At 39.2% G+C, this 13,283-nt stretch carries 10 protein-coding genes and 1 pseudogene; 8 read left to right on the forward strand and 3 right to left on the reverse strand.

The genetic code is table 11. From position 1 onward, the window contains the following. Positions 1-20: 20 nt before the first annotated feature. The 3 genes and pseudogenes from AC0L7Q_RS02430 (at position 21) to kynU (ending at position 3,515) form a co-directional block, all read left to right on the forward strand. Positions 21-1,321, forward strand: a pseudogene (locus AC0L7Q_RS02430) (metal-dependent hydrolase family protein). A 125-nt stretch (positions 1,322-1,446) separates the two neighbouring features. Then, entirely contained in the window at positions 1,447-2,277 is an 831-nt protein-coding gene (locus AC0L7Q_RS02435; RefSeq protein ID WP_409424705.1) for an alpha/beta hydrolase family protein, read from the forward strand. Positions 2,278-2,279: 2 nt separating this feature from the next. Then, positions 2,280-3,515 (forward strand): kynureninase, encoded by a 1,236-nt coding sequence (kynU, locus tag AC0L7Q_RS02440; protein WP_409424706.1) that lies wholly within the window; start codon positions 2,280-2,282, stop codon positions 3,513-3,515. Between the two features lie 95 nt (positions 3,516-3,610). Here the strand turns inward: kynU and AC0L7Q_RS02445 are convergent, their stop codons facing one another. Continuing rightward, positions 3,611-6,859, reverse strand: a complete 3,249-nt coding sequence (locus AC0L7Q_RS02445; protein WP_409424707.1) for a methyl-accepting chemotaxis protein — start codon at positions 6,857-6,859, stop codon at positions 3,611-3,613. 245 nt (positions 6,860-7,104) lie between these two features. Next, complete coding sequence (locus AC0L7Q_RS02450; RefSeq protein ID WP_409424708.1) at positions 7,105-8,262, reverse strand: hypothetical protein; 1,158 nt, start codon at positions 8,260-8,262, stop codon at positions 7,105-7,107. Between the two features lie 215 nt (positions 8,263-8,477). Here AC0L7Q_RS02450 and AC0L7Q_RS02455 point away from each other — a divergent pair, with 215 nt between their 5' ends. Both AC0L7Q_RS02455 and AC0L7Q_RS02460 read left to right on the forward strand, forming a co-directional pair. Continuing rightward, positions 8,478-8,984 carry a DUF3087 domain-containing protein gene (locus AC0L7Q_RS02455; RefSeq protein WP_413401278.1) on the forward strand — a complete coding sequence of 169 codons (507 nt, stop codon included), beginning with the start codon at positions 8,478-8,480 and terminating at the stop codon, positions 8,982-8,984. A gap of 169 nt (positions 8,985-9,153) precedes the next feature. Further along, positions 9,154-9,606, forward strand: coding sequence for a low molecular weight protein-tyrosine-phosphatase (locus AC0L7Q_RS02460; protein WP_413401279.1), 453 nt, complete (start codon positions 9,154-9,156; stop codon positions 9,604-9,606). A gap of 60 nt (positions 9,607-9,666) precedes the next feature. Here AC0L7Q_RS02460 and AC0L7Q_RS02465 read toward each other — a convergent pair whose 3' ends face one another. Beyond that, positions 9,667-10,764, reverse strand: coding sequence for a TonB family protein (locus AC0L7Q_RS02465; RefSeq protein WP_409424711.1), 1,098 nt, complete (start codon positions 10,762-10,764; stop codon positions 9,667-9,669). 236 nt (positions 10,765-11,000) lie between these two features. Here AC0L7Q_RS02465 and AC0L7Q_RS02470 point away from each other — a divergent pair, with 236 nt between their 5' ends. The 3 genes from AC0L7Q_RS02470 (at position 11,001) to AC0L7Q_RS02480 (ending at position 13,265) form a co-directional block, all read left to right on the forward strand. After that, on the forward strand, positions 11,001-11,624 hold the full coding sequence (locus tag AC0L7Q_RS02470) for a GTP cyclohydrolase II (protein ID WP_413401280.1): 624 nt from the start codon (positions 11,001-11,003) through the stop codon (positions 11,622-11,624). Between the two features lie 400 nt (positions 11,625-12,024). Next, positions 12,025-12,813, forward strand: coding sequence for a BPSS1780 family membrane protein (locus tag AC0L7Q_RS02475; RefSeq protein WP_413401281.1), 789 nt, complete (start codon positions 12,025-12,027; stop codon positions 12,811-12,813). Beyond that, positions 12,813-13,265 carry a regulatory protein RecX gene (locus AC0L7Q_RS02480; RefSeq protein WP_138604929.1) on the forward strand — a complete coding sequence of 151 codons (453 nt, stop codon included), beginning with the start codon at positions 12,813-12,815 and terminating at the stop codon, positions 13,263-13,265. Before AC0L7Q_RS02475 ends, AC0L7Q_RS02480 begins: the two co-directional genes overlap by 1 nt. Positions 13,266-13,283 lie beyond the last annotated feature (18 nt).

The raw sequence follows: 13,283 nt of genomic DNA on the forward strand, positions 1-13,283 counted from the left end.
ACGATTCATTGGAGAGTTTAATGAGCATATTTCGATTGAGTGTGGTTACCTCGTTTTTTTCGCAATCAACATCGTTGCTACTAATGCACATGCGGATACTAAAGTGATTCATGCAGGAGAGTTGCTAGCTATTCCCGGAGAAAAACCACAACAAAAACAAACCGTAGTAATAGAAAATGGCAAAATAGTTTCGGTATCAGCGGGTTTTTTACCTATCAACCGTTTTGGTGAAAATGCTCAGCTAATCGATTTATCGACCAGCTTTGTTATGCCTGGGCTTATGGATATGCATGTGCATTTACAAGGTGAGCTTGGGCCAGATAACAAAAAAGAGCTGGTGGAAATGTCTGATGCAGATGTAGCAATGCGCAGTGTGCATTTTGCTAACAAAACCCTTATGGCGGGTTTTACTACAGTGCGTGATGTGGGCAGTCAAAGTGAGCAAATGTATGCATTAAGAAATGGGGTGGCCAAAGGATGGATAAGTGGCCCTCGAATTATTGCTGGTGCTGGCGTTACTATTACCGGCGGGCACTTAGATGTTGATGGTATGAGCCCCGACTTACTCACGATGAAAACACCGCCCACAGTGTGTGATGGTGCAATAGAGTGCCGCAAAAAAACTCGCTACGCAATCAAGTATGGGGCTGATTTAATTAAAGTCGCATCTACTGGCGGGGTGCTTTCGGATACCACTACCGGTACAGGTCAGCAAATGCAAGACGATGAGCTCAAAGCAGTTGTTGATACCGCACATGGTTTAGGGCGAAAAGTAGCTAGTCATGCCCATGCTGCCCAAGGTATTAACGCAGCATTACGTGCGGGCGTTGATAGTATAGAGCATGGTAGTTACACCGACGATGAGGGTATTAAACTATTCAAAGAAACAGGTGCTTACCTTGTACCTACGTTGCTTGCTGGCGATACGGTAGTTAACTTAGCCAATAACTCTGATTTTATGTCTGAAGCCATTAAAAGCAAAGCAATTAAGGTTGGTGGCGATATGCTCAACAACTTTACTAAGGCATATGAGGCAGGGGTTAACATTGCGTTCGGTACCGACAGTGGTGTATCTAAGCATGGCATTAACGCACAAGAAGCGGTATTGATGTACCAAGCAGGTATGACTCCTGCTGATATCTTAAAGTCGGCAACGGTTAACGCGGCTGATTTGATTGATATGAATCATAGCTTAGGCACTATAGAAGCTGGTAAGTTTGCTGATATTATTGCCTTAGACACCAGCCCATTAAGTGATATTAGTGCTTTATTGGATGTTGATTTTGTTATGAAAGAAGGCACGGTTTTTAAACAACAATAAATAATTCGATTTATTTTATTAATAATGACGTAATAGCGCTGGTAAGTCGTATAAAAAAATTTGTAAACGACTGCCAGCGTTTTTAGTTATATCGCTTTTAAGGTTAAAAAAGGAAGTATTTTATTTTGAAATGCTTAGTAGTTTTATTTTTTTCTGTATGGTCTTTTTTGGTCAACGCTACCGCGCTGCAAGTTAATTTTCCTGATGTAGATAATAATGTTGCATACGCAAGTGTTGCTTCGCTTGGGTTTAACTCAGCGGATGAAAAAATAGCGTATGGTAATGATGAATCTCAGTTCGCGTTGCTTTGGCGCGCAAAACAAACATTGGTGCAAACGCCGTTAGTTATTTTACTTCATGGTGGTTGTTGGCTAAGTGCGTACAATATTAAGCACACTTATGCATTAAGCACGGGGCTAGCACAAGCTGGTTTTAATGTATGGTCTTTAGAGTATCGAAGAAGCGGTGCAAGCGGTGGTGGCTGGCCTGCAACGTTTAATGATGTTAAAGCCGGAATTTTAGCGGTAAGTAAATATAATAATGGCGAGTTTAAATTAGCGGAATCAGTTGCGGTAGGGCATTCGGCAGGTGGGCATTTAGCATTGCTTGCTGGTGGTGAAATAAGCCAGCTTAAAGGGGTTATTGGCTTGGCCCCTATTACTGATATAAAAGCGTATGCGCGTGGTGATAATAGTTGTCAAAAAGTGACTCAAGATTTTATGCAAGGCATGCCAACTGATAAACCTACGGCATACACGCAAGCTAACCCGAGTGAGCAGCCGCTTCATCCGCAAAGCATTATTTTACAAGGTGACCAAGATGCCATCGTGCCTGCTTTTAATTTAGAACAGCTTAAACGCCCAGTTGTCATGTTAGAAGGCGTGGGGCATTTTGATTGGATCCATCCGGGATCTGCTGCATTTAATACACTAATACAAAGTTTGAACGAGATGTAACAATGAATTTTAATGAGATTATAGCGCTTGATAAAGCGGATACGCTGGCTCACAAGCGTGACGAATTTGATTTACCCGCAGACACTATTTATCTCGATGGTAATTCGTTAGGTGCTCTGCCTAAAGCAGTAAAACCGCGCGTAGCAGAGGTGGTAAGCCAGCAATGGGGTAGTCACCTAATTAGAAGTTGGAATGATCACCAATGGATTGATTTACCTACCCAGGTAGGGGAGAAAATAGCGCCTATTATTGGCGCCGACAAAGGCCAAGTTATTTGTTGTGATTCTATTTCGGTTAATTTATTTAAACTATTAAGTAGTGCGCTATCGTTAAACTCTGAGCGTAACGTGGTGTTATCTACCGATGATAACTTTCCTACTGACCTATACATAGTACAAGGGTTAAGTGAATTATTAGGCCCCGACTTATGTCAGCTAAAACTCGTCGCAGAGCAAGATATTGAACAAAGCCTAAATGATTCAGTAGCAGTATTACTGTTAACACAGGTGAATTTTAGAACCGGTAAATTGTTGGATATGCAAAAAATCACCCAGCTAGCTCATGAAAAAGGCATTTTGGTGATATGGGATTTAGCCCATAGTGCAGGTGCTATACCGGTTGAACTTGATGACTGTAATGCTGATTTTGCTGTTGGTTGTGGCTATAAATACTTAAATGGCGGCCCTGGTTCGCCTGCGTTTTTATATGTAGCAAAACGCCACCAAGATGCTGTAAAACAACCCTTATCAGGCTGGATGGGTCATGCCAAACCATTTGCTTTTGATGCAAAATATCAACGTGCTAACAACATAAATCAGTATTTATGTGGCACACCCAGTGTGATTGCTATGAGTGCTTTAGATGCTGCGCTTGATGTATGGCAAGATGTAGATATTTCACAAATAAGAGAAAAGTCGATTGCACTTGCCGACGTATTTATTAAATTAGTACAAACACATTCATGCTTACGTGATTTGCATTTATGTTCTACTGAGGATTCGAGCCAAAGAGGCAGCCAACTAGCATTTTCACATACCGACGCATTTGCTATATGCCAAGCGTTAATTGAAAATGGGGTAATTGCAGATTTTCGTGCGCCTAATATTTTACGCTTTGGTTTTACACCTCTTTACACCTCATTTGAAGATATTTACCAAGCAGTAACTATTTTAGCTGAGGTGGTTAAAACCCAGCTATATACTCAGCCACGTTTTAATTTAGCGGGTAAAGTGACGTAACTTTATAATTGTATATAACTAACAATGGCTCATTGAGTTTCTCAAGTTAAAAAGTGCGTTGCGCTAGCAGGATAACTGACAGCGCATTTATTCTATTATTGCTCTTTTTTTAGATTAAAGTAATTGAGTTGCACTCTCATCTCGGTAGCTTGTTCTGCCATTTGTCGTGCTGCTGCCATTGTTTCTTCTGTAATAGCTGAGTTTGCCTGAGTTAGCCCCGTTAAACGTTGTACAACAAGATTGACCTCTTTAATTGCTTGCTCCTGTGCGGAGGTAGAATGCGCTATATGTATTATATTTTTACTAACATCGCTAACTGCTTGCATTATGTGTTTTAGTTTTTTTCCCGAGGTGTCTGCTAATTCAGTCCCAAGCGCTATTTTTTGATTACTATTTACAATAATACTTTTTATCTGCTTCGCAGATTTAGCACTGCGTCCCGCTAAATCACCTACTTCATTAGCGACTACAGCAAAGCCCCTTCCGTGGTCGCCAGCCCTAGCAGCTTCTACGGCGGCATTAAGTGATAGCAAGTTTGTTTGAAAAGCCAGGTTGTCAATAACCGTAAGTATTTCGTTTATGTCTCTACTGGCTTCATTCACTTCATCAATCGCGCTAACAGTCTGTATTGATAATTGGTTTCCTTCTTCTGCAATTTCCTCAGCATTACTTGCTAATGCCACGGCACTTTTTGATTGTTCAGATACTTTAGTTAGTTCATCTAGCATTTGCTCAGTACTTGAGCTTGCCTCTTCAAGATTGGCAGCTTGCTCTTCTGTGCGCTTACTTATTTCAGTATTACTTGAAGCTATTTCACCTGCATTTTGCATAACCTGACTAGCCGATACTTGAATCTCTTGAATGACATTGGTTAATTTATCGATAGTCGCGTTTGTGTCGCTTTTCAGGGTATTGAATACGCCTTGATATTGCCCTTCTATATTTTTGGTAAGGTCACCTTTAGCTAAGTTTGATAAAACGCTGCTTACTTCATTTATAGCCAGTGAAACTAATGAGGTAGACTCATTAACATTATTTTTTAAATCTTCTAATTGGCCCTGTAGTGGCTGTTTTAATTGATGAGAAAAATCGCCGTTTGCCATTGCAGCCATTACTTGGTTGAGATCATTTATGACATGTTCTAGATTGGTAACTGATTGGTTTATATCTATTTTTAAACTGTTTAGTTGGCCAGTCATAGTTGATGAAATAGTATGATCAAAACGCCCCTGACTAATTGCTAGCATGACTGATGAAATTTCAGTTAAAGCATTATCAATAGCCGTGATTGATGTATTAATATTACTTTTTAACTGCTCCAATTGACCGCTGGCTTCACCTTTTATCATTTTTTTAAAGTCACCCTTACTAACAACGGTCATGACTTCACCTATTTCATTCATTACATTATTTAAATTAGCCATGCTGGAATTAATATCTTGTTTTAAGGTATTAAGTTGTCCAGCTAATGGGGCGTCTAATTGCGCTGAAAACTGGCCTTGTCGTAATGCACTCATAACGTCACTAATACCATCTATGGCAATACTTAAGCTATTTACTGAGTTATTTACGCTGTCTTTTAGCTGGGCAAGCTTTCCTTTAGCAGGGTAAGTAATTTGCTCTTTAAAGTTACCTTGCTCTACGTTAGCCATAATATCTACGATACTATTCATTGTGTTATTTATTGAGGAAAGCGATTGGTTAATATTGCTTTTTAAGGTGCCTAACTCGCCTGACATTGAGGCATTAATTTGAATATCAAATTGACCATCAGCCATAGCAATCGCAATGTTATTTAACTCGTTTATTGCATCGTTTAGTGAACTCGCACAATCGTTGGTTGCTTGTTTTAACGTATCTAACTCTCCTCGACATGGTGCTTCAATACGTTGATCAAATTTACCCGCAGCCATTTGATTCATAACACGATTTGTTTCACTAATAGATAACTGCAGAGCATCAAGAAGAGTGTTAAATGCTTGAGTACTTTCGCCTATCTCATCGCTTGAATAGACAGTTGCTCGTAATGAAAAGTCACCTTGTTGTTCAACTTTCTTCATCGTATCAGCCAGTGCATGTATTGGTTTTGTTAGTGTTCTCGCAAACCAATATGCGGCAATAGTAACAATGAAAATAGTGATAAAAAGTATAATAATGAGTTGTTGAGAAAGTGTAGTTATCGACTCAAAAGCTTCTTGTTCGTCCATTTCTGCTATGAGGGCCCAGCGAATATTAAATACATTTACTGGTGCAAATGCAGACAGCACCATCTCATTGTTATAATCACTTATTACATGCTGCCCTTTCTCATTTTTTAATGCTTTGATTACAGATAAGGTATTCACTGTGCCTTTATTTGGGTTTCTAAATGAGCTTTCTACAGAGTGATTTATCGGATCAATGTAAGAGTCAGAGCGCATTAACCCTTCAGGACCAACAAGATAGGTTTCTCCGCTTTCGCCCAATCCGTCACGCTCTTTCATGATTGAATTGATATCTTCAATCGATAATTGGGCGGCTAAAATAGCAATCGTTTTACCATCAACAACAATAGGCTTACCTATAAAGCTCGCAGGGGCATTATATGAAGGGGAGTACTGTTTATAATCTGCAAATGCAATTGTTTGTGGGTTGCTGCTATCTTTTAATTGTTGAAATAAACTCGCTAAATTACTTTTAGCATAGGGCCCTGTTTGTAGCGATGTGGCAAAGTCGACTTCTTTATAAACGGAGTAAACAATATTGCCATTTGTTGGGTCGATAATGAAAATATCGTAGAACTCATTTATATTGGTCATATCTCTTAAATAAGGGTGATATTGGCGGTGCGCTTGCTCGTAAGAGTCTGATTGCTCGGTTGCAGTTAGTTTTTGTTTTTCACCAATTGGATTTGGGTTATTAGCCAAATAACGAGATTGCAGCTCAATACTTTTTGGATTCATTTGCTCTAATAGGGATGATGAAACTGTATCTGTCGGGTTTAGCTGTTTAAATTTTGGAGTAAAAGACTCTTTATAAAAGCGATTTAAAGACTCAGATGAGTTTGAAGGGGAAATATCATTAAATCCTTCTATAAACTTTGTCGCCATATTGGCCATTTCTGGATTTGCTTGTAGTGCATTAAGCTTTTTTTCAATATTGATAAAATAGCGTTTAACAGCGCTTTGTTTTACTTCACTCACAGCGTCTAATCGTGAATAAACCTGTTCTGTCATTGAGTTTGAGGCTGTATTAATTGCAACAATAATAATTATTGTTATTGGTACTAGGGCAACAACTAAAAAGGCGGAGATAAGTTTTTTTGTTAAATTTAATGAGTTAATAAATTGATTAATCGTGTGCATTACTATGTCCCTGTAATAAGGATTTACCTCAAATGAGCATAGAACACAATTTGTGAAGATCTAGTTAATAATTAAAGTAATGATCTTTTATTATAAAATAGCCAAAGCGAATTCAGAGCACTTTTAATTTTAATGCAATTACAGCATGCTCTTTTAGCGGTTTAGTTTAATAAAACGTAGGAGCATTTAAGCGCTCCTACATTTGTTATTTAATCGATATGTTAACGTTGAAAAAGCAAGCTATGTTAGAGCGCTACTAAACTGTGCTCTAACATAGTTTGAATTTGTTTTACTATTTTAGCTTCGGTTTCGGGTTCAAACTGAGCAATTCGCGGGGTGTGAATATGCCCTGTCGGGATATCTGAGTTTAGCTGGTTACGAAGGCGAATACTTCGATACGAAATTTCGTTAGATAAATAACCACCGCCACCGCCGCGCACTGCAGTTGACTCTTTTAATTCGTCAAAACTGTTAGGCTCAAAGTCTTTTTTGAGGGTAATAACATGGCGGTTATCATTAATCGCAAAAGAGCCTTTTGCTTTTAGCATAGCGCTAACAGGTAAGCTAAATTCTACAAACTCAGTACCGGGTAATGGGCGGTCGTGTAAGCTTGGAATGAGCGGCGCTGTTTTGGTACCGCCATACACTATATTGGCGTTGTCAGGCGCTGTTACACTGCGGCGCTTACCTGGAAAGCGCTCAAGATCAAAATCTTTACTACCCATACTAACGGTAACCACCATATCCACATTATTAAGTGCGTAATAAGGGGCAAGTAAGGACTCTATGATGCCCTGATCAAAGTCTTCATATCGCACAGGTACCATTACAGTGTTTATTTCAGCACTAATACCTTTATAGTCAATTACCTGGCCATCAAGAAGCAACGCTGCTACACCCGATGGATTACTTTGGTTTATATTTCTATCAAGTAAAAATGGGTCAAACCCGGTTAGTAATATTTTTTTTGTGGTGTTTTGTGAGTAGCTCAGATCAGTGCGGCCTCGGCTTCCGTTTTCTAGTAACGTTAATAGCACTGTTTGCTGCGCGGCGCTCAGCGAAAATGCAGGTTCTGTGGTGCGAATTATTTTACTTGATTGTAAGCGAGCCCAATAAAGTGCGCGATCATCTAAGTTTTGCGTTGTAGCAATACGTTTTTTTGCACTAAACCATAATCGCTTTGAGTAGTCATTAACGGTATCTACGGCTTGTGCATAGCTTGAGAGTGACTTGAATTGCAGCTCAAATTGATTAACTTTGCTGGCAAAAGCGCTTAGCACTTCTGGCATAGCCTGGCTGGCTTTTTCAATTCGCAATTCTTCCGGTGTTAACTGTGTATTTAAATTAGCTAGCGCACTAAAAGAAGAGAATATTAAACTTGAGGCAATCAGTGTTTTTATCATGAAGGTCCTAAACTGAGTCGTATTTATTGCTTACTATCCTATGCCTAATAAGTGGGTGCAAATAAAATCGTTGGTTGGTTTTATGTTGTAAAGCAGTATAAAACAGGCGCTAAATCAAAAACTACGAGTATTTTTATTAAAAATAGTCGAAACTCTGTGATGGGTTTAGCTACAATGGGGCTGTGTATTTTTTAGTTTTTTACTTTTAGGCAACTATGCAACTTATTCAAATAGATAAAGCTCGTTATCGTAAACATTTAAACCGCGTAATCGTTGGCTGTGCAGTAGGTTTAGCTGTGGGCAGTTTAGCAATTTCACAAACGCTTATTGCATTATTTCCCGATGAAAGTGGTAGTCATTTTCATTGGAATTTATTAGGCGTTATTGTTACGAGTATTGGCATAGGTTGGCTGTTAAATAAATACCGAACAAATCCCTTTATGACTGAGGTGGTGTATGTATGGGAGCTTAAAAAAGCGCTTAATAAAATCACTCGTAAAATGACTAAGCTAAAAGCGGCGGGACGAGAAGGTAATCCCGATGCATTATTAGCGATTCAATATAGTTATGCAGGCTCACGATTATTATGGTTGCTTGACGATAACACCATCACTATGGATGATTTAGCGATTAAACAAGCCGAGTTAGATAGCGTTGCTGCCAAGTTCAATTTAACATTGAATGCTGACGACTACGATGATGCAATTTTAAAGCAGTTTTAAGTTATAGGGATTGCAAAAATTATAACCCTCTCTCAGGCCTTCTGCTTTTTCCTTACGTATGAAAAACGCGTATGTTTAGTGCTTAAGCAACTGGAAGGCTAGCAAAAACTATTAGCCTCATTAAAATAACGTTTATTACTGATTTTTTGCAAAAGCTTGGGAGTCATAAGTGAAAAGAGTATTAATAGTGTGTTTGGGTAATATATGCCGTTCACCTACCGCAGAGGCAGTATTAAAAGCGCGTGCTAAAAAGTTAGGCATTGATCTACTAGTGGACTCGGCAGGGACTATTGGGCACCACGAAGGTAATCCTCCTGATAAACGCTCAATGCAAGCTGGCGAAAAAAGGGGTTATAGTTTTAAAGGTATTTTTTCGCGTAAGGTACGCAGTAGTGATTTTAGCGAGTTTGATCTTATTTTAGCGGCCGATATACAAAACCTGTCGGATTTAACCGCACGTTGCCCTGAACATTTGCAGTACAAGCTTGCGTTGTTTTTAGAGTATGGCGAGCAAACACAAAGTGCGATCCCCGATCCTTACTATGGTGGTGATGATGGCTTTGAAAAGGTACTCGATTTAATAGAGGCCGCCAGCGATAACATTTTAGCTAAGTTAAAGTAATCATAGTGAGAGTTCAGGTTAATAAACAAAAAGGCGCTCATCGCGCCTTGTTATAATTAGTTAACGTTTTACTTTAAAATCGAGCTGTACTTTAGAAGTTGCTGCAACCGCTTTTCCATTTTCAAATTTAGGGGCATAGCGCCATTGCTCCAATGCTTCTACTGCCGACTTTTCAAAGGCCAAGCCACCCTCAGAGCTAAGTACTTGCAGATTTTTTACAAAGCCAGATTCATTTACTTCAAACTCCATAACTACGCTGCCATCTTTACTAAATCGCGCTTTGTTTTTAGGGTATTTAGGTTCAACGCGGTATAGTGGTGTTTGCTCTTGGCTTTCTTTCCACGGCACCATTTTAGCTATCGCGATACAGTGTTTAGTGGCTTCATCACTTTTGCCTTGTTTTTCATACAAGCCAATTAATCTTGAATGTGCGGTAAGCTCGGCGGTGTGATCGTAATTTAAGTTTTCATCAAATACCTTTACTACGCGATTAAGTCGTTCAATTGCTTGAGTGTATCTTTTTCTACCCTCAGCAAACGACGCCATTAAAAAGTCAGCTTTTATTCGTTCAACCGAGTTTTCAGGTAAGTTAGCTTGATAGTACTCATCGGCCTCTTCTAAGTAGTTTTTAGCTTCATGGTATTTTTCGTAGCCGAATTTATTGGCTAATATGGTTGCCGCTTCTAATTTCATGTCAGCCAAAAATTTAGGTTTGTTTTGCGTGTTTGCTATTGCAATCACTTGATCTAAATAATAATCCGCTTTTTGAGCTGAGGGCGCAAAATTAGCCATACCAACTAAAGAATCAACGGTTTCTAACGATTTTTTACCATGGTTGTTAACAGAAATAGTATAGGCTTGCTGGTAAAGTGAAAAACGCTTTTCAATCCATTTTTTGCCATAGCCATTAATTGATTTTGCATAGTTAATAGCTAAGTTTGCGGTGTTATCTGAATTATCACCGTAAACAGATTTACCTAATGTATAAGCACGCTCGGCAGTTTGTTGTACATTTTCTGCAGCTTTAACCGCATCCAGGTAACTTTGATAAGCATTGTTAAATTCTACTTGAGAGGTAGTTACTTGCTCTGCCTGTGAGGTGGAACACAGTACTGATAAACTTAAACCTATCAGTAATACACATTTATTGAGTTTCATAATGGTCCTTATTATTTGTCGGTGGCAAATTAGCAAACCTTTGTGTATTTGTCATTATTTTAGGTAAATTAAGGTCAATACGCGTTACTAATATATTTATGCTTACATATTGAAAACAGCCGCTGTCGTCGCCATATATTTGCCATAAACAGTCTTGTACTACGGTGTATTTATCTTGTTTTGTGATATTATCACTTTATTGTCGTGTCGTAGTTATTTAAATATTTGGATTTGTCGTGGCGCAAGTAAGAGCAAGAGTCCAGCTTAATGTTGGCAAAAACAGTGATATCCCTGCAGAAATAGTGTCATTTACTGACTTGAAAGATGGCCAAGAGCATATTGCTATGGTGTTTAATAACGCCGATACCGAGCAAGGTGTTCCGCTTATTCGCATGCACTCTGAATGTTTAACTGGTGATGTATTTCACTCGTCACGTTGTGACTGTGGTGAGCAGTTAAACGAGTGTATTGAAATGATGCATGAGCAGGGCGGTATTTTACTTTATTTACGCCAAGAAGGGCGTGGTATTGGTTTATATAATAAAATTGATGCGTATGTACTGCAATCACAAGGTATGAATACTTACGAGGCTAACAACCATTTAGGTTTTGCTGATGACTTACGCGATTTTTCGGATGCAGTATTAATGCTCAATGCGCTTAATTTAAAGCACGTTAAGTTAATGACCAATAACCCTAAAAAGCTCAACGCATTAAAAGATGCAGGTATAGAGGTCGACTCTGTTGTGGGCACTCATGCACACATCAAAGCAGGACTTGCCGGTAACAAGGCGTATTTAGAGACAAAGATTAAGCATGGCTCTCACATGCTAGATATTAAGAAAATTAAAAAACCTTAGGGTCTGTTGACCTTTCAAGGTTGAATTTTCAGCAGTCTGTTTGGTATTTAGGCAAGGCAGAGCCTATGTGGTGTGGTTATTCCCCATAAATAGGCGATAACGCAGCATCAATGCCAAACAGGCGCTGCCCGAAGGGTTCTGCCTAGGGGCGATTTACTCTTTGTTGCCTACATGGATGTAGGTAAGGGGCGTGAGCAGGACGCGGAAGCTTTGCTCGGTTTTGACTTAGCCCACTAGGTTACAAACCTCGCGCCGCGATTAAATCGCCCCTAGTTTGAACAAATTTTAATCCGTAAAGGGCAGCAGACCCTAATATTAACGGCATTTATCGCCACCACCTATGTAATACCAGCCAACGCCGAGTTATACTCGGCGTGTTTTGTTTTAATTAAGAGCAAGTATGTCTACACAATTACGAATTTTTAAAGCGGATGCAGCATTAAAGTGGCTTAAAGCAGGTTGGCTAATTTTCAAAACTCAACCATTAACTTTTATTTTTATGCATTTGTTTATTGGCATTGTTGGCTTATTGTCGTTATTTTTGCCGGTATTACAAATAGCCGCAGCATTGGCTACACCATTTTTAACTGCAGGCTTTTATCAGGCCGTGCTTACCAAGCAGCAAGGCGGAAAAATTATGTTAGCCGACATTTTGAAGCCCTTTTCAGCCAAAGGAAATCGCTTAGGCTTATTTCGCTTAGCGCTTTATCAAATGGGAGCGGGGATTTTAATTGCCTTGCTCGCCAATGGTTTATTTGCTGATGCAATGGCGGTTATGACGCAGCCAGACCTAGATCCAAACACCGCCGTTAGTCAAATGCTTGAGAGTATTTCGTTTGCTAATGTGGCATTGTTTTTAATTGCGCTCTCAATCTACTTTACTTCGTTTGCCTACGCAGTACCGCTGGTTTACTTTAATAAAGAGCAACGTATTTTAAACGCCTTAAAAAGTTCGTTTATGGTGTTTTATTATAATATTTTACCATTGAGTGTTTATGGTATTATTTGCGCATTATTAATGGTGGTGTCGATGTTCTTATCGCTACTACCGCTGTTGATTTTAATGCCAATTTGCTACATTAGTTTCTTTGTATCTTATCAGGCTATTTTTATGCCCGTTGTGCCACCAAGTGATGACAGTAACATTAAGCCTTTAAGTAGCGAGCAAAGCGGGCGCTTTGACGCTTAATGGATGATACGTTAAAACAAAAGTTAAAAAACTATGTGCTTTGGTTACTAGGAAGGCAAGAGTATTCGCGCCGAGAGTTAACTCAAAAGTTACAGCAAAGAGAAGCAACCGATGAATTCATAGAAAACCTGCTTGATTGGTGTGAAAAGCACAACTTTATTAACGAGCAGCGTTACTGTGAAGGGTTTGTAAGAAAACACATATTTAAATGCCATGGCTTAAAGCGAATTCAAAGTGAAGCCATGAGTAAAGGGATTGATAGAGCACTGCTTGAAACAGTGGTTGATGAGCTGGAAATAGATTGGTTTGAGCTCGCGCAGGAAGCGTACAACAAAAAATATTCAACGACACCGGCAAACCTCGAGTACAAAGAAAAAGCTAAGCGCGTGCGCTACTTAATGTATCGAGGTTTTAGCTACGATCAAATAAATTTTGCAATGCAAGCACAGTAAATACAGGTGAGACTTTCA

Source organism: Pseudoalteromonas sp. KJ63-1, from assembly GCF_055808145.1.